This window comes from Corynebacterium tuberculostearicum, from assembly GCF_032821615.1.
In the GTDB taxonomy this organism is placed as follows: domain Bacteria; phylum Actinomycetota; class Actinomycetes; order Mycobacteriales; family Mycobacteriaceae; genus Corynebacterium; species Corynebacterium tuberculostearicum_H.
The window spans coordinates 34,705-58,730 of record NZ_JAVBIF010000012.1; the positions used below are offsets into that span (position 1 = coordinate 34,705).

The following is a 24,026-nucleotide window of genomic DNA, read 5'->3' on the forward strand; positions in this document are numbered from 1 at the left end:
CGGCATGACTGAATTTACTCGTGCCGATGGGCGTGCGCTGGACCAGATGCGCAGCGTCCGCATTACCCGCAATTTCACCACCAACCCGGCCGGCTCGGTGCTGGTGGAGTTTGGCAATACCCGCGTCATGTGCACCGCATCCGTGGAATATGGCGTGCCGCGCTTCAAGCGCGATTCGGGCGAAGGCTGGCTTACCGCCGAGTACGCCATGCTGCCTTCCGCGACCCATGACCGCATGCCGCGCGAATCCATGAAGGGCAAGGTCAAGGGCCGCACCCATGAGATTTCCCGCCTCGTCGGCCGCTCCCTGCGCGCTGCGGTGGACCTCGAGGAGCTGGGCGAGAACACCATCCAGCTCGACTGCGACGTCCTGCAGGCCGATGGCGGCACCCGCACTGCGTCTATCACCGGCGCCTATGTTGCGCTTGCCGACGCCATCGCACACCTCAAGGCCGAGGGCGTCGTCCCCGGCGAGCCACTGCTCGATCCCATCGCTGCGGTCTCGGTTGGCATCATTGATGGCGAAATCTGCCTTGACCTGCCTTATGAGGAAGACTCCCGCGCCGAGGTCGACCTCAACGTGGTGATGCAGGAATCCGGTGATTTCGTGGAAATCCAGGGCACCGGCGAGCACGGCCTCTTTGGCCGCGACGAGCTCAATGAGATGCTTGACGTAGCGCAGAAGGGCTGCAGCGAGCTTATCGCCGCACAGAAGGCGGCGCTAGGGTGGTAATTCTCGTCGCGTCCAATAACCCGAAGAAGCTCGCGGAGCTCGAGCGCATCCTGGCCGATGCTGGCATCGAGGGCGTCGAGCTGCGCCCGCTATCCGCCGTGGAGCCCTACCCAGAGCCGGTGGAAGACGGCCGCACCTTTGCCGATAACGCGCTTATCAAGGCCCGCGCCGGCGCGGCCGCGACCGGCTTTGCCACCATCGCGGATGATTCCGGCCTGGCCATCGAAGAGCTCAACGGCATGCCCGGCGTGCTTTCCGCCCGCTGGTCCGGCCAGCACGGCAATGACCAGGCCAATAGTGACCTGGTCTTGGCGCAGATGGCCGATGTTCCCGATGAGCGCCGCGCCGCCGCTTTCGTCTCCGTCTGCGCGCTCGTGACTCCCGATGGCACCGAGCACGTGGCCGAGGGCCGCTGGGAAGGCCGCTTCCTGCGCGAGCCGCGCGGGGACAACGGCTTTGGCTATGACCCGCTCTTTCAGCCAGAAGGCGAGTCCCGGTCGGCCGCGGAGATGTCCCCAGAAGAAAAGAACGCGGTCTCGCATCGCGGCCGCGCTCTAAGTCAACTAGTCCCCGCCATCGCGGAGCTGGTTCGTAGTTCCTAAAGCTGGAACTCCTCCTTAATCTCCTTGCGGCGCTTGTGCTCCATCCAGAAGGACAGGAAGGGCACCACGCCGGCAAGGGCGGTGGTAAAGAGCTTGCCCACCGGCCACAGGGCGCGCGGGCCGAGGATAAGGATGGACAGCAGGTAGGTCATGTACGCGATGCCGTGCACGATCGCGATATAGGTGGCCCACTCTGGGATCTCCATGCCGATGAGGTACTGGCAGACCATGCGAATGACCAGGATAATCAGGAAGATACCGGTCACGGTGGCCGCGATGGAGAAAAACTTCAAAGGTCCGCGGATGCGGGCCTGGCGGGCGGGGTGAACTTTGTTGGTCATAATCAGCTTTCTTCATTCTCGCCGCGCCGGCGGCGCGGGGTATTCATGGCGTTGAACGTGTCCACATCTATTTGAGGCCGCTGGGGCAGGAAATCCTCATCGATTTTGGTGTTCGCCTGCGGCTGTGCGGGAGACTCAGCCGGGGCCTCAGTGGTGGTGCTATCCATGTCGCGGGCTTCTTCCTCGGCCGCGAGGCGCTCGTTTTCATAGCGCAGCGTGGTGCGATAGGCATAGACCACGAACACGGCGAACAGTGGCCACTGGAAGGCATAGCCCAAGTTTTGGAAGGTGCCCGAGCCGGAGCGGAAGCGCGTCCATTGCCAATAGGCCAGGAATAGGAAGAGCACGACGAAAAACGCGATGAGGAGGATGTGCCACCACCGCACCTGCATGCGCTTGTTCTTCTTTTCCTCTTGAGTGCTCACGCGTTCCACCCTACCCATCAGCGGCCGGAAAACAGAACACCCCTGGTTTCTGGATTGACGGCGTGCCGTGTACACTATGGCAAGTCCCCCGCGCCCGTGGCGGAATTGGCAGACGCGCTAGATTTAGGTTCTAGTGTCTTATGACGTGTGAGTTCAAGTCTCACCGGGCGCACTATCGGCGCCGCTGGCTCTCGAAGCTGGCGGCGCTTTCGCATATCACCGCCCGCATAGTCGCCCTAAGATGGTCATCATGAAAAAGCTGCTTTCCACCCTTGTCGCCGTCATTCTCATTGCCGCCGTGGCTGCCGCCGCGGTGTTCATTTGGCAGGTGCGGGAACCGGTGGAGGTGGAGACCGAATCGAGTAATACCAAGGTCATCAAGGCCGTGGAGCGTGAAGAGCAGGTGGTGCTCGTCTCGCTGGGCATCGAGGGCCTATCGGAGGAATCCGCTACCAGCAAGCTGTGGAATTGGCAGGTCCCGGGCAGCGAGCGCACCCAGTACATCAAGTACTCCTACCGTGCCAAGCTCGGCATCGAAGGTTCGCAGGTTCAGGTGGAAGAAGAATCCCCGCACCACTTCCGCGTGGAGATCCCCGAGTTCATTTTCATCGGGCACTCGGATGAGAATTTCGAAACCGCGGTGGAGGACAACGGGGCGCTGAGTTGGATTACCCCGGATATCGATAAGGCGGAAACCATCACCAAGATCCTCAACGAGGACAAAAAGAAAGAGGACATCGCGGATAATCGCGATGTCCTCCAATCCCAGGCCAAGCAGTTCTACACCGGCATTATTTCCGGCGTGGACCCAGAGGCCGAAGTGGACTTTTCCTTTCGCTAACTAGTCCACCTCGGTGAACTTGCGGTCCCACGAGGAGCGGACCGGGTTGGCATCGGCCAGCAGAATATCGAAGCGGTCGTTGGCAATTTCTACGATTTCGCCCAGCACGGTGCGGTTTTCCTGTTCCGGGGAGTTGGCCAGGCGGCGCACGCCGGCATCAATGACGCGCTCGACGGTGTCATTGGTATCCAAATAGGCCACAAACGGCATGTCAAAGCGCTCGCGGTAGGCGGCGGAAAGCTCGGTGATGCGCTCGGTCTGCACATCATCCAGGTCGGTCAGGCCCAGGGAGCCGCGGTCGGCGGAGATGGTGGCGGCTTCGTCGGCGTCGGCAAGCAGCAGCTCATCCATGGCCGGGTAATCGTGGATGAGGGCGGCGCGGCGGGAATCATCCGCGGTCAGCACGGCCACCTGAATGGCCGCGCGCAGCTCATTAACATCGCCGAAGGGACGCGACTCCCACGCCAGCTCCAGCGGCCAGGTCTCGTTATTAAACAGCGGGCGCAGTGCGGAGACGAATTCCTCGCGGGAGGCGCCGTTGAGCTGCTGGAGGCTCACGCTCTTGCCGACGGCCCGAGACACCTGCGTTCCCTGCTTGCCTCCTGTGTGGAAGAACAAAAGGTTGAGCACGATGGCGGTAATCGCGCCGATGGACATGCCAGAGGAGACGAAGGTTTGCGCCCACTCCGGGAAGGCGGTGGCGATATCCGGCTTGAAAGTCACCAGCATGGCCAGGCCGAGCGCGGAGGTGACGATGACGGAGTTGCGGCCATCAGAAAGATCGGCCTTGGCGATGGTCTGCAGGCCCACCCACGCCACGTTGGCAAAAAGCGCCAGGGAGGCGCCGCCGAGAACGGGGGAGGGGATGGAGGCTACGACCGCGCCGGCCTTGGGCAAAATGCCCAGCACCATCATGAACCCGGCGGCGGCAACGGCCACCCAGCGCGACTTCACGCTGGTCAGGCGCACCAGGCCAACGTTTTGGGCAAAGCAGGTATAGGGGAAGGAGTTCATCACGCCACCCACCAGGGTGGACAGGCCATCGGCGCGAATGGCGCGCACGACGTCATCGCGGCGGATGCGCTTCTTGACAATCTCTCCGGTGGCAAAGACGTCACCGGTGGTTTCCACCATGGTGATGATCATGACGATGATGAGCGAGAAGATAGCCACCAAGTCGAACTTCGGCATGCCGAAGTAGAACGGGGTAGTAATGCCGAGGGCGGGGGCGGAGGAGACCTCGTCAAAGGAGGCGTCGCCAAGCACGAGCGCCACGCCAGTGCCCAGGACTAGGCCGATGAGCACGGCCAGGGTGCCCAGGAAGCCGGAGGAAAAACGCTGCACCAAGATGATGACCGCGAGAGTGCCAAAGCCATAGAGTAAGTCGCGGGTGGCCGGCACGCCCTCGGCGTAATTGACAAAGTCATTGGCCGACACCCCCAACAGCGACGTACCCATGACCAGTAGGACCGAACCGGTGACCACCGGCGGGAAGAAACGCAGCACCTTGCCAAAGACCGGCGCCGCGAAGAAGGTAAAAAGGCCGGCGACAATAATGGCGCCATAAATGGTTGGCAGCGAGGCCACCCCACCCGCGCCGTCGGTCGCGCCCAGGCCAATGGCAATAATCGGGGAGACGGCCGTAGTAGTCACGCCCTGCACGATGGGCAGGCGCACGCCAATGCGCTTGCCGACGCCCATGGACTGAATGATCGTCGCAATGCCACAGGTCAACAGGTCCGCATTAATGAGGTGGATGGTGGTTTCCGCATCCAGATTGAGCGAGCCGGCAATGAGCAGCGGGACGATGACTGCGCCGGCATAAAACGCCAGCACATGCTGTAAACCCAAGGCGGCTAGTTTGGGCGCGGGTGGGACGATATCTACTGGATGCTTGGGCTGGGAAGCCACGAAGTCCTCCTTTGTGCGGAAGCGAAGCTGAACGGGATTAACAGTAGAGGTTCGCGCAGGTAGCGGCCAAAATTTAGTGGTGATGCGGAACACGTTCGGGGCTATTTCACCCCCGATGGAAGACGTACGTGCGTACTGCATAAAATCACTCACCTGCGAAACAACACGACCGGTTTATTACTTAGCTTTCAAACGTTTGCGAGACTTGTTATTACCAGGGAATTGGTCAACAATTGAGGCCAGAGGGGCTTGGTGCTGTGGCTCGAAGAAAGCGGCATTTATCCCCTGATAGCAATTCGCCCGAGAGAAGGGAATTATGACTACCGCAACGCAGCCTCAACAGTTTGAAGCTTGGAAGGGATTTGAGTCCGGTCCATGGACCGAGGGCATTAACGTCCGCGACTTCATCCAGCGCAACTACACGCCGTACGACGGTGACTCCAGCTTCCTGGCAGGCCCGACCGAGAAGACCAAGCGCGTCTGGGACACCCTGGAAAAGAAGTATCTGTCCGTCGAGCGCGAGCAGCGCGTTTACGACGTTGACACCCACACCCCGACCGATATCGACGCCTTCCCGGCCGGCTACATCTCAGAGGACGACGACGTCATCGTCGGCCTGCAGACTGATACCCCGCTGAAGCGCGCCATGATGCCGTTCGGTGGCTGGCGCATGGTCAAGCAGGCTATCGCCGAAGCGGGCAAGGAAGTAGATCCTGAGGTGGAGAAGATCTTCACCCGTTACCGCAAGACCCACAACGATGCGGTCTTCGATATCTACACCCCGCGCATCCGCGCTGCTCGTTCATCACACATCATCACCGGCCTGCCGGATGCTTACGGCCGTGGCCGCATCATCGGCGACTACCGCCGTGTCGCACTGTATGGTGTGGACTACCTGATCGAGGAAAAGCAGGCTTCCCGCGATTCCGTCGCAGATGCTGGCTTCTCTGAGCACTGGGCACGCTACCGCGAGGAGCACTCCGAGCAGATTAAGGCCCTGAAGAAGCTCAAGAAGATGGCCGAGTCCTACGGCTTCGACATCTCCCAGCCGGCTAAGACCGCTCACGAGGCAGTGCAGTGGACCTACTTCGGCTACCTGGCTTCCATTAAGTCCCAGGATGGCGCCGCAATGTCCATCGGCCGCCTGTCCGCCTTCTTCGATTGCTACTTCGAGCGCGACCTCGCCGCTGGCATCATCACCGAGGAAGACGCCCAGGAGATCATCGACTCCCTGGTTCTCAAGCTGCGTATCGTTCGCTTCCTGCGCACCATCGATTACGATCAGATCTTCTCCGGCGACCCATACTGGGCAACCTGGTCCGACGCTGGCTTTGGCAACGACGGCCGCCACATGGTCACCAAGACCTCCTTCCGTCTGCTGCAGACCCTGGTGAACCTTGGCCCATCACCTGAGCCAAACATCACCATCTTCTGGGATCCGAAGCTGCCAGAGGGCTACAAGGAATTCTGTGCCCACATCTCCATTGAGACCTCCTCCATCCAGTACGAGTCTGACCGCCAGATTCGTGAGCAGTGGGGCGATGACGCCGCAATTGCTTGCTGTGTCTCCCCGATGGAAGTTGGCAAGCAGATGCAGTTCTTCGGCGCTCGTGTGAACGCCGCAAAGGCTCTGCTCTACGCCATCAACGGTGGCCGCGATGAGGTAACCGGCAAGCAGGTTGTCGAAGGCTACGAGCCCATCAAGGGCGACGGCCCGCTGGACTTCGACGAGGTTTGGCAGAAGTACGAGGAGATGCTGGACTGGGTTGTTGGCACCTACGTTGAGGCCCTCAACATCATCCACTACTCCCACGACAAGTACGCCTACGAGGCAGTCGAGATGGCGCTGCACGATTCCAATATCGTCCGCTCCATGGGCTGCGGCATCGCCGGCCTGTCCATCGTCGCTGACTCCCTGGCTGCTATCAAGTACGCTAAGGTCACCCCGGTACGCGACGAGACCGGCTTGATTACGGACTACGTCACCGAAGGTGACTTCCCGTTCTACGGCAACGATGATGACCGCGCCGATGATATCGCCGCTACCATTGTCCACACCGTGATGGAAAAGATTAAGGCCATCCCGATGTACCGCAACGCCATCCCAACCCAGTCCGTGCTGACCATTACCTCGAACGTGGTCTACGGCAAGGCAACAGGCGCCTTCCCGTCGGGCCACAAGGCTGGCACGCCGTTCTCCCCGGGTGCTAACCCAGAAAACGGTGCTGACAGCCACGGTATGGTCGCGTCCATGCTGTCGGTCGGCAAACTGGATTACAAGGACGCCTTGGACGGCATCTCGCTGACCAACACCATTACTCCTTCCGGATTGGGCCGCACCCCAGAAGAGCGCATCAATAACTTGGTGGGCGTTCTGGATGCTGGCTTCATCATGGAGAAGTAAAAACCACCAACCCCCCCTCAACCATCTCGAAAAGGAGAAAATCATGGCAACCCCAACTTTCGAAGACCGCATGTCTGCAATGAAGGCAAACCGCGATGCACACCAGATGAACTCTGGTCTGTACCACGCAAACATCAACGTGCTGGACAAGTCCACCCTCGAGGACGCCGTTGAGCACCCAGAGAAGTACCCGAACCTCACCGTTCGCGTCTCTGGCTACGCTGTCAACTTTGTCAAGCTGACCAAGGAGCAGCAGCTCGACGTTATCTCCCGCACCTTCCACCAGGGTTCCTAATCATGGCAGATGGCGTTACTGGTGTCGTTACCCTCTCTCCTGAAGAGGGAGAGCGAGTCCGCGGCGCGGCCGCGGGCCTGGGAGACGACGCTCAATTCGATGACATTACCCGCCCCGAACTCATGGAGGCGCGCCGTACCGGCGATATTGCCCTCGTGCACTCTTGGGAGCTCGTGACCGCCGTCGATGGCCCGGGTACCCGCATGACGATGTTCATGTCCGGCTGCCCACTGCGCTGCCAGTACTGCCATAACCCAGACACCTGGGAGATGAAGACCGGCACGCTGGAGCGGGTCGAGGATGTGGTCAAGCGCATTAAGCGTTATAAGCCAATCTTCAACGCTTCCGGTGGCGGTCTCACCATCTCCGGTGGTGAACCCCTCTTCCAACTTTCTTTCACGCGCCGCGTGCTGAAGGAAGTTCACGATGCGGGCATCCACACCACCATCGATACTGCCGGTTATCTCGGTGCGCGTTTGCGTGACGAGGACCTGGACAATATCGACCTCGTGCTTCTCGACGTCAAGTCGGGCGACGAGGAAACCTATCGCAAGGTCACTCAGCGCGAACTCCAGCCCACGCTGGACTTCGGCGACAGGCTAAACAAGATGGGCAAGGCGGTGTGGATCCGCTTCGTGGTGGTGCCAGACCTCACGGACTCGCCAGAGAACGTGGAAAATGTGGCCAATATCGTGGCGCGTTGGAAATCCAACGTTGAGCGCGTTGAGGTCTTGCCTTTCCACAATATGGGCAAGGACAAGTGGGATAACTTGGGTATGAACTACCAGCTAGCTGACACGAAGCCACCAAAGCCGGAGGATGTGGAGAAAATCCGCGACGTCTTCCGCTCGAAGGGTCTCGAAGTCCACTAGTCTGGGAGGACATGACCTCCTATCGCCGCTTCGGCCACACAATTAAAGAGCACCACCTAGAAGTCCCGTGGGATTATTCCAATCCCCACGGGACTTTTGGGCTCTACGCCCGCGAAATAATCCCGCCCGGTGGAGAGGACCTGCCCGCATTGCTCTACCTGCAGGGCGGTCCCGGTTTCCCGGCGCCTCGGCCGTTGGCGCCTACGGGGCTGATTAGCAAGGCGCTAGAGCGCTACCGCGTTATCCTCATGGATCAGCGCGGCACCGGCAGATCGCACCGCATTGATGCGCTTAGCCCGGCCGCAGAGCGCACTGCAGGGCACTTGGCGTTGCTGCGCCAAGACAATATCGTCCGCGATGCCGAGCGCCTGCGCGAGCACCTCGGACTCGAGAAATGGTCGCTGTTCGGCCAATCCTTCGGCGGCTTTTGCATCACCGCCTACCTCTCCCAGGCGCCGGAGCGCGTCGAGCATGCCTTCTTCACTGGCGGCATCCCTACGCTGAAGGGCGCGGATGAGCTCTACCGCGCTACTTTCAGCAAGCTCAAGGTCCGCCAACAGCGCTTCTACCGCGAATTCCCGTGGGCACAGGGCCGGATCGAGGAGATCATTTCCCACCTCGACAATTCGGATGAGCGGCTTCCTACCGGTGAGCGCTTGTCCGCACTGCGGTTTCGCACTATCGGCATCGAGCTCGGCCGCGGCACCGGCTTTGATTCGCTGGCCTATCTGCTGGAAGAGCCCTTCCGCACCGTAGCGGGGGAGAAGCGGTTGCGGGGTGACTTCCTGGCGGACGTCGGCCAGCGCGTGAGCTTTGCGGATGCTCCGTTGTACGCCGCAATCCATGAGTCGATTTACGGCGGCGCCGGTGGCCAGGCCGCTACGAACTGGGCGGCGCACCGCGTGCGCGAGGAATTTCCGGAGTTTGCTGAGGTCGGCACCTGGCTGACCGGCGAGCACATTTTCCCCTGGCAGTTCGACGAGGACCCGGCCTTGCACGCGTTTGCCGACGCCGCCCATGGCCTCGCCCGCCACGAATTCTCCCCGCCCTATGCGCTGGGCGAGGTACCCACCACGGCTGCGGCCATCTACGTCGATGATATTTTCGTCCCGCTCGAGGAGTCCTTGGCTACGGCCGCGCACCTGGGAGACCTGCGGCCGTGGATCAACAATGAGTTCCAGCACAACGGCATTCGCGAGGATGGTGCGACCATCTTGGGGAAGCTCTTTTCGCTTATCGACGCTCACTAGCATTTCGCTATTTCCTATGCGAAAATATTAGTGATCATCACGACATTTAGGGAGACTCAATGATTGCCACCATAGTATTAGTCATTATTCTGCTGATTATCTTGGGAACGCTCTTCGATGGCTATTTCATCGTTCGCACTCGCGAAGCTGCCATTCTGGAGCGATTGGGTAAATTCCAAAAGGTGGCGCATGCTGGCCTGCACTTTAAAATGCCGTGGGTGGACCGTGTACGCGATAAGATTTCGCTGCAGGTGCGCCAGCTGGACGTGATGGTGGAGACCAAGACGAAGGACAATGTCTTCGTCCAAATCCCTGTCGCCGTGCAGTACGAGGTAGTCCAGGGTCGCGAGCGCGAGGCGTACTACATGCTCTCCAATCACGAGCAGCAGATTGTGGCCTACGTGCAGGACAATGTTCGCTCTTCCGTGGCGAATATGAACCTGGATGATTCCTTCTCTTCCAAGGACACCATCGCCCGCAATGTTGCGGCCTCCCTGCGCGACAACATGGCCGAATATGGCTGGAACTTCGTCAATACCTTGGTCACCGATATTCGCCCTGATTCCCGGGTGCGTGAGTCCATGAACTCCATTAACGCAGCGCAGCGCGAGCGCGAGGCGGCCGTCGCCCAGGCGGAGGCTGAAAAGATCCGCGTGGTCAAGGAGGCCGAGGGTGCAGCCGAGGCGAAGAAGCTGCAGGGCCGCGGCGTCGCCGACCAGCGTAAGGAAATCGTCGAGGGCATTGCCCAGCAGTACGAGATGCTTCGCGACGCCGGCGTGGAAGAATCCCCCGAAGCCCTCATGCTGGTCTCCCAGTACCTCGACGCTATGGTCGACGTCTCTCACAACGGCCAGGCGTCCGTTCTCTACATGCCCTCCAACCCGCAGGGGATGGGCGATCTTTTCAGCGGTATGCGCGATGTGCTCATGGCCAACCGTGCCCTCGACTCCGCCGAGGAGCCGTCCCAGTGCCGTCGCCCGCAGCCTAAGAAGCCATCCCGCGCCGAAGAAATCGAGCGCGAATCTAAGCGTCAGGCCGAACGCGCTAAGCGCGAAGCCATCGCCGCTTCCCAGCGCGCTGAGCAGCAACGCTCCGAGAATCAGCAGGCAGAGCCGCAGCAGGGCCAGCACTCCACGGCGCAGCCTCAGGCTGCCCGCGAGTACTTCCAGCAGCTGCGCGAGCAACTGAAGAACGAGGACTAGTCCTGAGCATCGATAACCTCTTTGACGCCTATACCGCGCAGCGTGGCATAATCCGCCGCGCGGAGGTAATACCCGATCACGAGTGTCAGATTTTCTCCACTGACACCCAAGCTACCTCAGGAGCCGATACCTTAGACGCCGCCCGACACCTCGTCCACGACGTCCTTTCGGCCGACCAAGAGCATGAGTCCCAGTGCGACGGGGACGATTCCGACAATAAGTAGGTAGTTCCGCTCCGCATCTGCCGAGGAAGGGTCATAGAGCGTCGATAGTGTTCCCGCCAGCGAGGTGCCGATGGCCATGGTGAGAAAGTACAGTGCTGAAAAGCGCGTCGCGTAGGCCCGTGGTGCGTGCGCGGCCGATGCCGCCATGCCCACTGGTCCGATGAATAGCTCGCCGAGCGACATCAAGAAGATGGTCAAGGCCAAAGCCGCGAACGGCGTTGAGTTTTCTCCGCCCCCGACGAACGGCAACAGCACAAACATTCCGGAACCAGCCACCATGATGCCTACGGCCATTAATAGACGTCGCGAGCGAGCCCATCGGGCCATGCCAGCAGCCAATGGGAGGGACAACACCAAGATGAACAGGGGGTTGAGCGATTGCGTCCACGCCGCTGGAATCTCAAATCCGCCTACCATGCGGTTTACACGCTGATCCGAGTACACGGCTAGCACGCCGTAAATCTGCGGTTGGAGGGTCCAATAGGCCGTAGAGCAGAAAAACAGCGGAATATATGCCACGACCTTCCGCCGCTCCGGCGCGCTGACCCGCGGCGACCGCAGCATGCTGGCGAAGAGAGCGAGGGCGGCCGTGATCGTGGTAAGGAGCAAAAGCATGGCCAGCTTATCTGGCGAGACAGTCACCGCAACGACGACGCCGCCCACGACGGCCGCCAACGCTATCGCCGCGGCCCTGCCCGGTGTGGTGGTGGGGTTGGGCGGCCGCGAATCGAATTCCGCAACTACCCGCCGGCGCAGCGTGCCGTAGAGGGCGCACCCGCAACACATGAGGATCGCGGCCGCGAGGAAGCCAGCGTGGTAACCGTATTCTTGTGCCAGCCAGCCAGTAAGCATTGGCCCGAGTAGGGCGCCGATATTAATCCCTAGATAAAAGATCTGGAAGGCGCCATCTCGTGCGCCGGCCGCGGGAGGAAAAGCCGCACCCAGAATGGTGATTGCTGCTGTCTTGAGCAGGCCTGAGCCCAGTGCAAGCGGCAAAAGCCCGGCTACGAGACCTGCCGCGCCAGGCACCAAGGACAACGAAAAGTGCCCGCAAATGAGCAGAACCGCGCCGGCAAGGAGCGTGCGTTCGGCGCCCAAGAGCCGGTCGCTGACCCACCCGCCTACGAACGTGCACAGATAGAGCAGGCTACCGTATGTGCCGACAAGCGCGGTGGCCTGTGCTTGGTCCATGCCGAGCCCGCCGGAGGTGGAATAGAGGTAGTAGGCGAGGATGGCTTGCATGCCGTAGAAGCTAAAGCGCTCCCACATTTCAATTCCGGCGACTGCTGGTAAAGCCGCCGGTAGACGCCGGATTGAACGCTGTTTAATAATTGTCATAAAAGCACTATAACGGCCGAAAGTCTGTGATAGACCTAAAATCATGGATATTTCAGCGGAGGATATTGCCGCTCTCGATGCGCGACACATTTGGCACCCCTACGCCGAGCCAGGCGAGCCAACGCTTGTGGTGGACTCGGCCGCCGGCGTCCATCTAACGCTTGCGGATGGCACCACGCTTATCGACGCCATGTCTTCCTGGTGGGCCGCCGCCCACGGCCACGGACACCCGCGACTCAAAGCAGCAGCGGCCGCACAAATCGAGCGAATGAGCCACGTCATGTTCGGCGGGCTCACCCACGAACCTGCCGCGCGGCTTACCCGCAACCTCATGGAACTGACCCGGGGTGATTTCGAACAGGTCTTTTATTCGGACTCCGGATCTGTATCGGTAGAAGTAGCCATCAAAATGGCGCTACAGTACGCCCGTGGCCTAGGGCACCCCGAGCGCACCAAGATGCTGACGTGGCGATCGGGGTATCACGGCGATACCTTCGCGGCGATGAGCGTGTGCGATCCTGAAGGCGGCATGCACTCGATGTGGACTGGCACCTTAGCGCGCCAGATTTTCGCCCCAGCGCCGCCTACCCGCGGAGCTAGCCCGGCCGAGCGCGCAACCTATCTGCACGAGCTGGAAGCGTGCATCACTGAGGAGGTCGCGGCCCTAGTCATTGAACCTGTAGTCCAAGGTGCGGGAGGCATGCGCTTTCATGACCACGAGCTGGTGCGCGGGGCCCGGGATATCTGTGACCGCCACGGTATCGTGCTCATCGCCGACGAAATCGCCACCGGATTCGGCCGAACTGGCGACCTTTTTGCTACCCAAGCAGCCGGCGTCGTGCCGGATATTATGTGCGTTGGCAAGGCGATGACCGGTGGGTTTATGACCATGGCCGCCACGCTCGCTACCGCGAAGGTGTCCGAGAGAATGCGCCCGCGCGCGTTGATGCATGGGCCGACGTTTATGGCTAATCCGCTCGCTTGCGCCGTGTCGGCCGAGGCGACTGCGCTCATTGTGGAAGGGCACTGGCGCGAGCAGGTAGCGGGCATCGAAAAGCAGCTGCAGCGCGGGCTTGCAGACCTAGCCGAGGAGCCGGGGGTAGCGGATGTGCGCGTGCTTGGTGCCATCGGCGTGGTGGAAATGGAACGCGAAGTAAATATGGCCGCTGCGACGGCCGCGGCCGTGGAACAGGGCGTGTGGTTGCGCCCGTTCGGCCGACTGATTTATATCATGCCGCCGTTTATCAGCACCGCCGACGAAGTAACCCAGATGTGCCGCGGCGTGCGCGCCGCGGTAGCAGGAGGACGACAGTGATTATTTACGTGACGGGGACGAACACGGACGTCGGCAAGACGGTGGCCACGGCCGCGCTCGCCAGTGCCTTCAAGCAGCGCGGCCGTGAGGTTGTCTACGCTAAGCCACTGCAGACGGGGGAGCCGGAGGGGAAGGGGGATGCGGTGACCGTCGGCAAGCTGGCAGGCGTGGAGGTCACCGAGATGGTGCGCTTCCCGGAGCCGCTGGCGCCAAACCTTTCTGCGCGCCGGGCCGGCATGGACCAACCCGGCCTGCAGGAACTCAAGGAGTGGATTGCCGCCCTTGACGCGCCCGGCCGCGTGGTGCTTGTTGAAGGCGCCGGCGGGCTGCTCGTGCGTCTGGCGGACGCCTATACGCTTGCCGACGTCGCCGATAGGCTCCTCATCGTCACCTCCCTCAGCCTAGGAAGCCTCAACGCGGCCGAGCTGACTGTGCGCGAGGCGCAACGCCACGGAATCGAGGTGCTCGGGCTGATTGGTGGCTCGCTGCCGGCCGATCCGGATTTAGCTACCCGACTGAACCTCGAGGAGATGCCGCAGGTGACCGGCTGTCCGCTGTGGGGCAGCCTGCCGGAGGGCATGGCCCGCATGACGCCCGCCGAATTCGCGCGGGTAGCCGCCGAAGTCTACGCGGACTTTTTAGAGCACGCCGAGTAGCGCTACCTCGCAGAGGCAGCGCTAACGAACCCAGCGGACCTTGCCATTGACTCGGGCAAGGCGCCCGCGCAGCGGCGGGGCATTTGGATCATCCTGGTTGACCCCGTTGTGGTAGGGGCAGCACACCGTCAGGTTCTCCATATTGGTCAACCCGCCGTGTTTCCACGCCTTGAGGTGATGGATCTGGGCCTTGTCTGCCGGATGGTTGCACGGCGGCCACGGGCAGGTGGGATTTTCGGCCGCGGCCATCTGCCGCTGTTTCTCGGTGGCGTAACGTGATGTGCGATACAGGTTGACGGGGCCCTTGACGGGGTGGATTAGCGTCGCAAGGCCGTGCTCGGTGAAGGTGCGCTCGACGAGCTCGGCGCCGGAAATGGTGGCGCCATTGGTAAGGCGCAGCGTGACTTCCTCGCCGTCGCCGTCCAGGATTTGGTCTAGGGCGTTGAGCGGGATGATGACGTTAGTGGTGGTGCGCGCGGAGGGCGCGCCGGTGCCGCGAAGTAGGTCGCGGAGGGAATCGAGTGGGCGGTCGGGGTCGAGCGCGGCGTCGAATTCAGCAAGGAAGGCCGAGGGTGCGGTAATCCGCATAGTCCACGGTCCGTTCGGGCGGCGAAGGAGTTGGACGCCTTCGCGGGGTGGCATGCGGCGCGGGCGAAGTTCGCGCAGGCGTTGCTTGGCGCGGCGGGCGATTTCAGAAGCCGGCCCACGCAGGCGGCATAGCTCCACGCGCAGGTTCCACGCCTCACGCTTAGTGCGCACCCGGGAGACGTACTTTTCAATCAGCTTGAGCGTTACGAGGTCGTGGTGTCGGGCGGCCGCGGCTGCGTGGCGTTGCTTGCGGCTGAAGCCGGTCGGGTCGAAGTAGACCGCGGCCAGCGCGCGAAGGTCGCGGGCCTCGACATCCGGCAAACCCAGCTCGACAAGGGCGCGTTCAGACATGCCGTGGGCCTCGGCGAGGATGTCCATCGCCGAGGCTATGTGGGTGGCATAGGCCTTCAGTGCGCTCATGGCTGCAACTTTAAGCAGAGCTGGCGGGCGAGCCAAGGCGAAGACGTCCGCAGCTGTGGATAACTTGTTTAAGCGTCAACTGCCCCAGTGGGCCGCAATGGCAAATAGATACGAAACGAGCATGCGCTTAATCTCTACAACCACGGCGTCAAAGTCGCCTGGGTCGCCCGCAGTTGCGTAATTGAGCTGCGAGACCACGCTGTGGATAAGGAAGCCGGCCAGGTCAATGCGTTCGTCATCGCTCATGGACGGCGCGAGCGGGGAGAGGATTTCTGACAAGGGGAAAAGCAGCTGACGCTCGGTATCTGCGGCCGTCGCGCGGGTGGCGGGGGTGGATTGCACGGCATGCCACACGGCGCGCCGGGAGGGATCGTCGCGCCACATGCGCGCCAGGTGATCGATGGTTTCATCCAGCACATCGGGCCACTGCACGTCCGGGTCGCGGCGAGAGAAGCGCTCGATTTCGGCCCGGCTGGCGGCCGTGTCTTGGCGGTCGAGCTCGCAGACAAGCACGTATTTATTGGCAAAGAACTGATACAGCGTGCCGATGGGCACTCCGGCGCGGTGGGCGACCTCGTCGACGGTGAAGGATTCAAAGCCGACGTCGACAAGCACGGCGCGGGCGGCCTGCAGAATGCGCTCGAAGCGCTCGCGACTGCGCGCCTGCGCTGGCCGACGCCGCGGTAGCAGAATCTCTCCCACGCGCTAGCTAAGTCCCTTCATCACGCGGGCGACGTGGCCGGTGGCCTTGACGTTGTAGTGCGTCTGACCGATGGTGCCATCCGGCTCGACCAGGAAGGTGGAGCGGATAACGCCCTGGACCACCTTGCCGTAGTTCTTTTTCTCACCAAACGCGCCGTAGGCGGTCATGACGGACTTATCTGGGTCCGAGAGCAGCGGGAAGTTCAGCTCGTGGTCCGCGCGGAACTTTGCAAGCGCCTCCGGCTTATCGGGCGAGATACCCACGACGGAGATATTGAGATCATTGAGCTGTTCCAGGGAATCGCGGAAATCGCAGGCTTCCTTGGTGCAGCCCGGGGTATTGGCGCGGGGGTAGAAGTAGACCAGTACGCGCTGGCCTGCGTAATCGGCGAGGGAAACGGTGTTTCCGGCGTCGTCGGCAAGCGCAAAGGCAGGGGCGGTATCTCCAACGTTCAAACGGTTTTCAGTCATAGTTTCCACCTTACTTACCGCCCGGGCTGCACGCTTTTGGGCCGGCGGGGTAGAATGACCCCGTTAAGAGCGAACCTAAGTTAAGAGGAGAACTTCGTGGCACGCAATATTGAAGACATTCAGCGCGATATCGAGCGCACCCGCCGCCAGCTGGCCGGCACCCTGGACGAGCTGGCACAGCGCAGCAAGCCGCAGAACTTTGCCAACGAGGCTAAGACCGCGGCCACCGATAAGCTGCAGGACCGCAACGTGCAGATGGCCCTGGGCGGTGTCGGCGCCGCTGTGGTTGGCCTGATTGCTTTCTCGGTCTTCCGCTCTCGCCGCCGCAAGAGCGACCTGAAGGAGCTGCAGCGCCTGCTGTCCGAGCGCCACTAATTGCGAAGTCCCCGCACACCGCGGGGACTTTTTTCGTAGGCTGGGTTGGGATGAAGACACCAATCCCTTTTTATTTGCAGGAAATCCTCACCAAGGTGCGCGATAATCGCGACGGTGCCGTGGCGGATTATATTCCGGAGCTGGCCAAGGCAGAGCCCGAGTATCTCGGCGCCGCGATGTGCACCACCACCGGCCACGTCTACTCTGCGGGCGATGATGAGGTGGAATTTACCCTTCAGTCTCTGTCCAAGCCGTTTGTTTACGCACTGGCGCTGCAGGAGCTGGGCCTTTCCGCGGTGCGCGAGATAGTGGGCATGGAGCCTTCGGGCGAGGCTTTCAACGAGCTTTCGCTCAACCGCGATGATCATCGGCCGGTCAACCCCATGATCAATGCGGGCGCGATTGCGGTCACGCAGCTGATTAATGGCGTGGATTCGGAGCCGGCCGCGCGCGTGGAGCGGCTGCGCACCTACTTCTCCCGGTTGGCAGGCCGCGACTTGCTTATCGACGACGCCATGCGCTCCTCCGAGCTCGATGTCAGTGAACGCAACCTCTCGCTGGCACACATGCTGCGGAATTACGACATCATCCAGGACGAGGCACACGATGCGGTGTCAACGTATATTGAGCAGTGCTCGATTGTGGTGACGGTGCGGGACTTGGCCGTGATGTCGGCAACTCTGGCCAATGGTGGGGTGCAGCCGGTAACGGGAGACAAGATTTTGGACGCGGATGTGTGCCGGTTGACGCTATCGGTGATGAGCTCGGCCGGCATGTATGACGGCGCCGGCCGGTGGATGGCCGAGGTGGGCATCCCGGCGAAGTCGGGCGTGTCGGGTGGCCTGCTGGGCACGCTGCCGGGCCAGTTGGGCGTGGCGACATTCTCGCCGCGACTGAACAAAGAAGGCAACTCGGTGCGCGGGGTGGATGCGTTCAAGCTGCTGTCGAAGGACATGGGCCTGCACCTGATGTCTACAGACGAGCGCTATGGCGTGAACCCAGTGCGCAAGGTGGAGCAGGATGCGGAGCTGACCGTGATCTACCTGCAGGGCCTAATCAACTTCAACGCGGCCGAGACCATCTTGTACGAGTTGATGGAGTCGGATTTTGGCGAGGGCACGGTGGTGCTCGAGCTATCGCATATTACGGGCACGAACCGCATGGGCCGGCGCATGCTGAAGGAGGGGCTACGCCGAATCCGCGAGTCTGGCTTCGATATCGCCATCGTGGATCCGGATGGAGAGCTGGAAGATCGCACCATGTCGGACGGAACCGAGGTGCCCAAGGGCGAGCCGGAAGACTACGCGATCAACGGCGAACCCGTTTAGGTTTGGGTTACCTTACTTAATCAGGTTAGGATGTCCTATGTAAGGCCCTTTGCGTTAACTGCGAGGGCATCCAACGACCAAGGACTAAAAATGGCTCATACCCCCTTCAAGGTAATGGCGGTTGTGGCGGCATCGGCAACCGCACTCGTCGGCTGCGGCGCAGCTGAGGAAGTAACTGGAGGCTCCAGCGGCGATGCCGAGTTCTCCTTCACCGATATCATCGGCCGTGACGTGGAACTGGATAAGGCTCCCGATCGCGTGATTTTGGGGGAGGGCCGATCGATTTTTGCTACCGGTGTACTCGACCCCGATAATCCACTGGACAAGGTCGTTGGCATCGGAACGGATCTCAAGCAGATGGTGCCGGATTACTACGCGGCGCTGGAAAAGGAACTGCCGTCCGTAAACGAGGTTCCAGAGATCGGCGGCTTTGCCAAGGGCGATGTCACCGTAGAAAAACTCGTGAGCCTAGACCCGGACCTCATTGTGCTCTCGCTGGATCAATACGATGCCTCCCGCGAAGCTGGCCTGACCGACAAGATGGATCAGGCTGGCTTGAAGTATGCGGTCACCGACTTCCGCCGCGACCCGCTGGAGAGTACGCCTAAGACTATGGACATCTTCGGTGAGATCTTTGGCCAAGAGGACCGCGCTGAGGAATTCAACGCGGATTGGCAAAAGACGGTGGATCTGGTTGAGGACCGCGCAGAGAAGGTAAAGGATAAACCAAAGACCTTCGTCTGGCGCTCGGCCGGTGTGTCCGATTGCTGCGGCTCCTGGAACGATTCCAATATCTCCCAGCTGGTCAACGCGGCCGGCGGCGAGAATGTCGGCGATAAAGTCATTCCGGGCGAGTCTGGCACGATCACCCCGGAAAAGGTCCTGGAATCTGACCCGGATATGATCATCGCCACCGGTGGCGATTGGTCTGAGATGAAGGACGATGAAGGCCACCCTGTCGGATACGCTGCAGTGGGCTACGGCATCGATGAAAAGGAAGCCAAGGGCAGTGTGGCTAAGCTGCCGGGTAAGCAGGCTGGCTTCGATAAGCTGCGTGCGGTCAAGGAACACCACTTCCACAGCATGTGGCACCAATTCTATAATTCGCCGTTTAATTACCTAGCGTTGCTGCAGGTGGCCGAGTGGATCGACCCGGAGGCGTATGCCGATATGGACGTCGCCAAGCAGTGGATGGATGCGCAAGAAAAGTACTCGCCGGTTTCCGGCGAGGGAACCTTCTTTAGCACCAACTAATGGAGGGCGCAGAGGTAGCCGCGCTGGCGCGGCAGCACAAGAAGTTAACGTGGCAACGCATCGGCATTGTTGCGGGCCTGACCCTGATCGCAGCCGTGGCTTTTATTATCAGCAACTTCGTGGGTGCGATCGATATCAGCCCGGGCGAGGTTATGAAGGGCATAGTCAATCCCGCGGGGCTGGATGACCAGACGCGCACGGTGCTATGGCAGCTGCGCCTGCCCATGGCCGTGATGGCCGTGCTCATCGGCATGGCCCTGTCTTTGGCCGGCGCGGAAATGCAGACCATCCTCAATAACCCGCTGGCCGAGCCTTTTACCCTCGGCATTTCTGCGGCCGCCGCGTTTGGCGGCGCCACCTCCATCGTGCTCAAGTGGCAGCTGATTGCGCAGCCGCAGTTCAACCTGGCGCTGATGGCGTGGCTTGCTGCCGCGGTGGCTACGGCCATTATTGTTATCGCGGCCGTTATCCGCGGCGCGAAGGCGGAGACCATGGTGCTGTTGGGCATCGGCTTGGTGTTCTTCTTCCAGGCCATGCTGGCGCTTATCCAGTACCAGTCCTCGGCCGAAGCGCTGCAACAGATCGTCTTTTGGTCCATGGGCTCACTTACCCGCGCCAATTGGGCGGCCAACGGCGTACTGGCGGCCGTGCTGATTATCGCCCTGCCCATCCTATGGGCGCTGGGCTGGCGCCTTACTGCCTTGCGGCTTGGCGACGCCCGCGCCACCGCCATGGGCATCAATACCTCCCGTCTGCGCGTAGTAGTGCTCATCGTGGTGTCGCTCGTGGCGGCGACGACCGTGGCCTTTGCCGGCATCATCGGTTTCATTGGTCTGGTCGGCCCGCATATTGCCCGCATGCTGGTGGGCGAGGACCAGCGCTACTTCTTGCCGGCCTCAATGGCGGCGGGCGCGGCCGTGATGTGTGCCGCGCATGCGGTGAGCCTGATGATTAAGCCGGGCCTGGCCATTCCCATTGGTATCGTTACTTCGCTTCTGGGCGTGCCATTCTTCATTGCCATCGTTATGACCCGAAGGAGGGCACTGTGGACGTAGAACTGACTATTTCCGGGCTGAGTGCGGCCTATGGCAAACACCGCGTGCTGGAGTCCGTGGATGTGGAAAAACTCCACGGCGGGCAGCTGGTGGGATTGTTGGGGCCGAATGCCTCCGGCAAGACCACGCTCATTAAGTCCCTGGCCGGCGTGCACCGCGGCTGCGACGGAGACGTGGATTTCCGCGTCGATGGCACGGCCCCGCGCGGCAAGCGCCGCCGGCAGCTCATCGGCTACGTGCCGCAGGATCTCACGAGCACGGCCGCGCTGCGGGCGTTTGAAGCCGTGCTGATCTCTGCGCGCCGTGAGGCCTGCGAGGACCCGATTACGCGCACCGGCGAGGTGCTGCACTCGCTAGGGCTGGACGCGATTGCCTCGCGCTACCTCAACGAGCTTTCCGGCGGCCAGCGCCAGTTGGTGGCGGTGGCGCAGATGTTGGTGGGCAACCCGGGCCTGATGCTTCTCGACGAACCTACCTCCGCCCTCGACCTGCACCACCAGATCTTCGTGCTGGACGAGGTGCGTGCCAAGGCGAAGCGCGATGGCAGCCTGGGCCTGGTGGCCATTCACGACATCAACCTGGCTGCGCGCATGTGCGATCAGCTAGTGGTGCTTAAGAAGGGCCATATTCGCGCTCAGGGCACGCCTTCAGACGTTCTCACGGGGGAGCTTGTGGAAGGTGTGTATGGGGTAGAGGCGGACGTCGTCCAGCATGGAGGCGCTCCACTCATTGCCCCGCTGCGGGTGAGATAACAAAAAGGCCGGGCTATTGCCCGGCCTAATTTTTTAATTTAAATTTTTAAGTGGTGCGCCATCAGGGAATCGAACCCCGAACCCACTGATTAAGAGTCAGTTGCTCTGCCAATTGAGCTAATGGCGCATTGTTGACTTCCTGCCGTGTGGCTCTCTGTGCAACGAGTAGATACTCTAGCAGCCATTCTTGAAAAGTGTAAAATCGCCTGGTCATCGCATGTTTTTAGGGGTGTATAACGAATTGGTTAATGCCTGAAGTGGCTTCTGGTAATTGCTGGAGCGAGACGCTAATCTAAATTGGTCTTTGAAAGCAGCAAATACGTGTCTAAGGGCAACTCAGTGAAACATTCCCTCCCTAGTGCGCGCCGCCTCATCGCGGCCGCGGGCGTTGCGTGCATTTCCCTAGCCGCCGCCTCCTGCTCCTCTGATTCCTCTGCCGAGAATCAGGCCGCTGACCAAGAATCCACCGCCGCAAGCGCGAACGGCGCGAAGGATGGTGGCAAAGAGTCCGAAAAGAAAAAGGACGGTCTGAAGGCTTCCGTGAAAGACGGCGCGAAGAACGTGGATCCGTCTAAGCCCGTCACCGTGAAGACCACCGGCAAGCTCAAGAGCGTCACCATGACCAATGAACTGGGCGTGGAAGTCAAAGAAAAGCTCTCCAAGGACGCCAAGACGTGGTCTACGGCGGAGGACCTGGGCTATAACCACACCTATTCCATCGTGGCCTCCGATGTGGATGGCAACAAGAAGAAACTCAGTTTTTCCACTCTGCAAGCAGCGGGCGTTGCCGAGGTCTCGCTTACCCCGATCCCGGACTCTGAGGTGGGCGTAGGCCAGGTCATTGGTGTGAATTTCGGCGTGCCGATTACGGACCGCAAGGCGGCCGAGAAGACCATTACTGTCACCACCAACCCTGAGGTTAAGGGCGCTTTCTACTGGGTCAACAACCAGGAGGTGCGCTGGCGTCCAAAGGAGTACTGGGAGCCAGGCACCAAGGTTGAGGTGAAGGTGGACCAGTACGGCAAGGACCTGGGTGGTGGAATCTACGGCGGCGAGAACGCCAAGACCAATTTCACTATCGGTGACCGCACCGTGGCGATTATCGATAACGCCACCAAGACCATGAAGGTCTTCAAGAATAAGAAGTTCTTGCGCGCCATCCCGGTCTCGTTGGGTCGCGATTATCAGTACGATACGCCGAATGGGCGATACATCATCGGCGATGAGCACCCGCAGCTGCTGATGGACTCCGAGACCTTCGGCCTTTCCCACTCCGCGGGTGGCTACCGCACAATGGTGGACTGGGCTACCCAGATGTCCTATTCCGGCATCTATGTTCACTCCGCTCCGTGGTCCGTAGGGGCACAGGGCAATACCAATACCTCGCACGGCTGCATTAACGTCACGCCGGAGGCTGCCCAGTGGTTCCAGGAGACGATGAAGCGCGGCGACGTGGTGCGCGTGTTCAATACCTACGGTGAAACGCTTAATGCGCTGGATGGACTAGGTGACTGGAATATGTCCTGGGACGAGTGGTCTAAGGGCAACGCGGACGCCAATCAGTAGCGCCCAAGAGCGGCGCAGGCGATAAGCGCATGGCTACAGTGGTGGCCATGCGCTTTTCTGTTTTAGACCGCGGGGCGGCCGGGCCGTTGGACCAGGTAGCTGAGCACGCGCGGCACGTGGAGCGGCTTGGTTTCCGGCGATTTCTGGTGGCCGAGCACCACGGCGTGCCAGGCATTCCGGCGGGGCAGCCGGGGATGTTGGCGGCCCACGTGGCGGCGCGCACGCAGCGCATTCGGGTAGGCACGGCCGGCATCATGCTGTTAAATCACCCGCCGTTTCTGGTGGCGGAGCAGATAAACCTCCTCGAGGCGTTGTATCCCGGGCGCATCGATATTGGGATTGGCTCCTCCGTCGGCTTTACCGGCCCGGTGCGGCGGGCGCTGCGCCAGGGCGACCCGGCGGTGGCGAAGCAGCGCTTTGAGGCGGAGCTGGCAACGCTGTTGCGCTACCTGCGCGGCGAGGAGGCGGTGACGGTGCGGCCGGAGTATGCGGGCACGCCGATCTACGTGTTGGCGGGCTTTCGATCGGCCATGGTTGCGGCCAAGATGGGGCTCGGCGTCATTTTGGGCGGCCCGGTGGCCACGCAGGAGGCGGCCGCGCGGGTGTATCGGGAGCATGCGCTTGCCGACGCCCCGCCTATCATCTCCTCGCTCAATATCGCCGTTGCCGATACGCCCGCGGTCGCCCGTGACCTGTTGTTACCGGAGGCCTATGCCAAGGTGCTCGCGCAATCTACCGGCGAGTTCGGGGCCCTGCGGCCTGCAGGAGAGCTGGATATGGATGCGCTCACGGGGCAGCAGCGCCGGCGCATTGGGGAGACGCTGGCCCATGACGTGTGGGGAACGGTGAAGGAAGTGGGGGAGGAGCTAAGGGGCGTCGGCAAGCGGCTGGGCGTAAGCGAGTTTGTGGTGACCGGAGACATGCCAGATGTGGGCGGTCGGGCACGTTCGGAGGAGCTGCTGGCGAGCCTGTAGGTGGAAAACTGGGCCTAAACGACAGAATGTGTTGTTTTGCGGCGTGTCAGGCTAAACGACATTTTGTGTTGGTGGGGGTTTAGCGTATGTGGCCTTTGCGTATTCCCATAGAGTGGTTGTAGGCAGTGTCGA

General features: G+C 61.2%; 24 protein-coding genes and 2 tRNA genes. 18 read left to right on the plus strand and 8 right to left on the minus strand.

The features are described 5' to 3' along the window. Window positions 1-4 precede the first annotated feature (4 nt). Together rph and rdgB are read left to right on the plus strand one after the other, a co-directional pair. Complete coding sequence (rph, locus tag RAE09_RS08945) at window positions 5-733, plus strand: ribonuclease PH (RefSeq protein WP_316981507.1); 729 nt, start codon at window positions 5-7, stop codon at window positions 731-733. Further along, entirely contained in the window at window positions 727-1,335 is a 609-nt protein-coding gene (gene rdgB, locus RAE09_RS08950) for an RdgB/HAM1 family non-canonical purine NTP pyrophosphatase (RefSeq protein WP_316981508.1), read from the plus strand. The genes rph and rdgB overlap by 7 nt, the downstream gene beginning before the upstream one ends. Here rdgB and RAE09_RS08955 read toward each other — a convergent pair. Both RAE09_RS08955 and RAE09_RS08960 read right to left on the minus strand, forming a co-directional pair. Then, a complete protein-coding gene (locus RAE09_RS08955) occupies window positions 1,332-1,676 on the minus strand; it encodes a DUF3817 domain-containing protein (RefSeq protein ID WP_179386919.1) in 345 nt (114 codons plus the stop codon). The genes rdgB and RAE09_RS08955 overlap by 4 nt on opposite strands. 2 nt (window positions 1,677-1,678) lie before the next feature. Further along, window positions 1,679-2,119 (minus strand): hypothetical protein, encoded by a 441-nt coding sequence (locus tag RAE09_RS08960; protein WP_316981509.1) that lies wholly within the window; start codon window positions 2,117-2,119, stop codon window positions 1,679-1,681. A 72-nt stretch (window positions 2,120-2,191) separates the two neighbouring features. Between RAE09_RS08960 and RAE09_RS08965 the strand changes: the two genes are divergently transcribed. Together RAE09_RS08965 and RAE09_RS08970 are read left to right on the plus strand one after the other, a co-directional pair. Then, window positions 2,192-2,273 (plus strand) — tRNA-Leu (locus tag RAE09_RS08965). A 78-nt stretch (window positions 2,274-2,351) separates the two neighbouring features. Then, entirely contained in the window at window positions 2,352-2,942 is a 591-nt protein-coding gene (locus RAE09_RS08970; protein ID WP_236587107.1) for a hypothetical protein, read from the plus strand. On the opposite strand, the gene RAE09_RS08975 is transcribed toward RAE09_RS08970, so the two are convergent. Beyond that, window positions 2,943-4,853 carry a solute carrier family 23 protein gene (locus tag RAE09_RS08975; protein WP_316981510.1) on the minus strand — a complete coding sequence of 637 codons (1,911 nt, stop codon included), beginning with the start codon at window positions 4,851-4,853 and terminating at the stop codon, window positions 2,943-2,945. It lies immediately after the preceding gene. A gap of 316 nt (window positions 4,854-5,169) precedes the next feature. Between RAE09_RS08975 and pflB the strand changes: the two genes are divergently transcribed. Genes pflB through RAE09_RS09000 form a run of 5 tightly spaced genes read left to right on the plus strand, consistent with a single transcriptional unit; the run spans window position 5,170 to window position 10,876 of the window. Further along, window positions 5,170-7,257, plus strand: coding sequence for a formate C-acetyltransferase (pflB, locus tag RAE09_RS08980; RefSeq protein ID WP_316981511.1), 2,088 nt, complete (start codon window positions 5,170-5,172; stop codon window positions 7,255-7,257). Window positions 7,258-7,300: 43 nt separating this feature from the next. Beyond that, window positions 7,301-7,552, plus strand: a complete 252-nt coding sequence (grcA2, locus tag RAE09_RS08985; RefSeq protein ID WP_005323969.1) for an autonomous glycyl radical cofactor GrcA2 — start codon at window positions 7,301-7,303, stop codon at window positions 7,550-7,552. A gap of 2 nt (window positions 7,553-7,554) precedes the next feature. Next, window positions 7,555-8,424 (plus strand): pyruvate formate-lyase-activating protein, encoded by an 870-nt coding sequence (gene pflA / locus RAE09_RS08990; protein ID WP_005327293.1) that lies wholly within the window; start codon window positions 7,555-7,557, stop codon window positions 8,422-8,424. 11 nt (window positions 8,425-8,435) lie between these two features. After that, a complete protein-coding gene (locus tag RAE09_RS08995) occupies window positions 8,436-9,674 on the plus strand; it encodes an alpha/beta fold hydrolase (protein WP_316981512.1) in 1,239 nt (412 codons plus the stop codon). 59 nt (window positions 9,675-9,733) lie between these two features. Further along, on the plus strand, window positions 9,734-10,876 hold the full coding sequence (locus tag RAE09_RS09000; protein ID WP_316981513.1) for an SPFH domain-containing protein: 1,143 nt from the start codon (window positions 9,734-9,736) through the stop codon (window positions 10,874-10,876). 131 nt (window positions 10,877-11,007) lie between these two features. On the opposite strand, the gene RAE09_RS09005 is transcribed toward RAE09_RS09000, so the two are convergent. Next, window positions 11,008-12,438, minus strand: coding sequence for a peptide MFS transporter (locus RAE09_RS09005; protein ID WP_034668059.1), 1,431 nt, complete (start codon window positions 12,436-12,438; stop codon window positions 11,008-11,010). Window positions 12,439-12,481: 43 nt separating this feature from the next. Here RAE09_RS09005 and RAE09_RS09010 point away from each other — a divergent pair, with 43 nt between their 5' ends. Together RAE09_RS09010 and bioD are read left to right on the plus strand one after the other, a co-directional pair. Further along, entirely contained in the window at window positions 12,482-13,753 is a 1,272-nt protein-coding gene (locus RAE09_RS09010; protein WP_005323980.1) for an adenosylmethionine--8-amino-7-oxononanoate transaminase, read from the plus strand. After that, window positions 13,750-14,409 (plus strand): dethiobiotin synthase, encoded by a 660-nt coding sequence (gene bioD / locus RAE09_RS09015; RefSeq protein ID WP_005323982.1) that lies wholly within the window; start codon window positions 13,750-13,752, stop codon window positions 14,407-14,409. The genes RAE09_RS09010 and bioD overlap by 4 nt, the downstream gene beginning before the upstream one ends. A gap of 21 nt (window positions 14,410-14,430) precedes the next feature. Here the strand turns inward: bioD and RAE09_RS09020 are convergent, their stop codons facing one another. From RAE09_RS09020 to bcp, 3 genes are all read right to left on the minus strand, one after another. Beyond that, window positions 14,431-15,417: an HNH endonuclease signature motif containing protein gene (locus tag RAE09_RS09020; RefSeq protein ID WP_316981514.1), complete on the minus strand. Its 987-nt coding sequence runs from the start codon at window positions 15,415-15,417 to the stop codon at window positions 14,431-14,433. A gap of 75 nt (window positions 15,418-15,492) precedes the next feature. After that, window positions 15,493-16,119 carry a TetR/AcrR family transcriptional regulator gene (locus RAE09_RS09025; RefSeq protein WP_316981515.1) on the minus strand — a complete coding sequence of 209 codons (627 nt, stop codon included), beginning with the start codon at window positions 16,117-16,119 and terminating at the stop codon, window positions 15,493-15,495. A gap of 3 nt (window positions 16,120-16,122) precedes the next feature. Further along, the gene (bcp, locus tag RAE09_RS09030) at window positions 16,123-16,590 is read right to left on the minus strand and encodes a thioredoxin-dependent thiol peroxidase (protein ID WP_316981516.1); all 468 of its coding nucleotides are present in this window, start codon (window positions 16,588-16,590) and stop codon (window positions 16,123-16,125) included. Window positions 16,591-16,686: 96 nt separating this feature from the next. On the opposite strand from bcp, the gene RAE09_RS09035 reads away from it, so the two are divergent. The 5 genes from RAE09_RS09035 to RAE09_RS09055 all read left to right on the plus strand — a co-directional run bounded on the left by RAE09_RS09035 (window position 16,687) and on the right by RAE09_RS09055 (window position 21,354). Then, the gene (locus tag RAE09_RS09035) at window positions 16,687-16,965 is read left to right on the plus strand and encodes a DUF3618 domain-containing protein (protein ID WP_005323988.1); all 279 of its coding nucleotides are present in this window, start codon (window positions 16,687-16,689) and stop codon (window positions 16,963-16,965) included. 50 nt (window positions 16,966-17,015) lie between these two features. Then, window positions 17,016-18,293 (plus strand): glutaminase, encoded by a 1,278-nt coding sequence (locus RAE09_RS09040; protein WP_086588449.1) that lies wholly within the window; start codon window positions 17,016-17,018, stop codon window positions 18,291-18,293. A 90-nt stretch (window positions 18,294-18,383) separates the two neighbouring features. Further along, window positions 18,384-19,547: an ABC transporter substrate-binding protein gene (locus RAE09_RS09045; RefSeq protein ID WP_316981517.1), complete on the plus strand. Its 1,164-nt coding sequence runs from the start codon at window positions 18,384-18,386 to the stop codon at window positions 19,545-19,547. Further along, window positions 19,547-20,602 carry a FecCD family ABC transporter permease gene (locus RAE09_RS09050; protein ID WP_316981518.1) on the plus strand — a complete coding sequence of 352 codons (1,056 nt, stop codon included), beginning with the start codon at window positions 19,547-19,549 and terminating at the stop codon, window positions 20,600-20,602. Before RAE09_RS09045 ends, RAE09_RS09050 begins: the two co-directional genes overlap by 1 nt. Beyond that, window positions 20,593-21,354 (plus strand): ABC transporter ATP-binding protein, encoded by a 762-nt coding sequence (locus RAE09_RS09055; protein WP_316981519.1) that lies wholly within the window; start codon window positions 20,593-20,595, stop codon window positions 21,352-21,354. Before RAE09_RS09050 ends, RAE09_RS09055 begins: the two co-directional genes overlap by 10 nt. Before the next feature lie 51 nt (window positions 21,355-21,405). Here the strand turns inward: RAE09_RS09055 and RAE09_RS09060 are convergent. Then, window positions 21,406-21,481, minus strand: a tRNA-Lys gene (locus RAE09_RS09060). 212 nt (window positions 21,482-21,693) lie between these two features. On the opposite strand from RAE09_RS09060, the gene RAE09_RS09065 reads away from it, so the two are divergent. Then, window positions 21,694-22,920 carry a L,D-transpeptidase gene (locus RAE09_RS09065; protein ID WP_316981520.1) on the plus strand — a complete coding sequence of 409 codons (1,227 nt, stop codon included), beginning with the start codon at window positions 21,694-21,696 and terminating at the stop codon, window positions 22,918-22,920. Between the two features lie 29 nt (window positions 22,921-22,949). After that, entirely contained in the window at window positions 22,950-23,894 is a 945-nt protein-coding gene (locus tag RAE09_RS09070) for an MsnO8 family LLM class oxidoreductase (protein WP_316981521.1), read from the plus strand. The last annotated feature ends 132 nt before the right edge of the window (window positions 23,895-24,026 follow it).

Excerpts from the sequence above, each read along its gene's own strand:
- RAE09_RS08960 (WP_316981509.1), bottom strand. The coding sequence starts at position 2,119 with ATGGGTAGGGTGGAACGCGTGAGCACTCAAGAGGAAAAGAAGAACAAG.
- RAE09_RS09020 (WP_316981514.1), bottom strand. The coding sequence starts at position 15,417 with ATGAGCGCACTGAAGGCCTATGCCACCCACATAGCCTCGGCGATGGAC.
- RAE09_RS08995 (WP_316981512.1), top strand. The coding sequence starts at position 8,436 with ATGACCTCCTATCGCCGCTTCGGCCACACAATTAAAGAGCACCACCTA.
- grcA2 (WP_005323969.1), top strand. The coding sequence starts at position 7,301 with ATGGCAACCCCAACTTTCGAAGACCGCATGTCTGCAATGAAGGCAAAC.
- pflA (WP_005327293.1), top strand. The coding sequence starts at position 7,555 with ATGGCAGATGGCGTTACTGGTGTCGTTACCCTCTCTCCTGAAGAGGGA.
- RAE09_RS09010 (WP_005323980.1), top strand. The coding sequence starts at position 12,482 with ATGGATATTTCAGCGGAGGATATTGCCGCTCTCGATGCGCGACACATT.
- bcp (WP_316981516.1), bottom strand. The coding sequence starts at position 16,590 with ATGACTGAAAACCGTTTGAACGTTGGAGATACCGCCCCTGCCTTTGCG.
- RAE09_RS09040 (WP_086588449.1), top strand. The coding sequence starts at position 17,016 with ATGAAGACACCAATCCCTTTTTATTTGCAGGAAATCCTCACCAAGGTG.
- RAE09_RS09000 (WP_316981513.1), top strand. The coding sequence starts at position 9,734 with ATGATTGCCACCATAGTATTAGTCATTATTCTGCTGATTATCTTGGGA.
- pflB (WP_316981511.1), top strand. The coding sequence starts at position 5,170 with ATGACTACCGCAACGCAGCCTCAACAGTTTGAAGCTTGGAAGGGATTT.
- RAE09_RS08955 (WP_179386919.1), bottom strand. The coding sequence starts at position 1,676 with ATGACCAACAAAGTTCACCCCGCCCGCCAGGCCCGCATCCGCGGACCT.
- rph (WP_316981507.1), top strand. The coding sequence starts at position 5 with ATGACTGAATTTACTCGTGCCGATGGGCGTGCGCTGGACCAGATGCGC.
- RAE09_RS09005 (WP_034668059.1), bottom strand. The coding sequence starts at position 12,438 with ATGACAATTATTAAACAGCGTTCAATCCGGCGTCTACCGGCGGCTTTA.
- RAE09_RS08970 (WP_236587107.1), top strand. The coding sequence starts at position 2,352 with ATGAAAAAGCTGCTTTCCACCCTTGTCGCCGTCATTCTCATTGCCGCC.
- RAE09_RS09050 (WP_316981518.1), top strand. The coding sequence starts at position 19,547 with ATGGAGGGCGCAGAGGTAGCCGCGCTGGCGCGGCAGCACAAGAAGTTA.
- RAE09_RS09045 (WP_316981517.1), top strand. The coding sequence starts at position 18,384 with ATGGCTCATACCCCCTTCAAGGTAATGGCGGTTGTGGCGGCATCGGCA.
- RAE09_RS09070 (WP_316981521.1), top strand. The coding sequence starts at position 22,950 with ATGGCTACAGTGGTGGCCATGCGCTTTTCTGTTTTAGACCGCGGGGCG.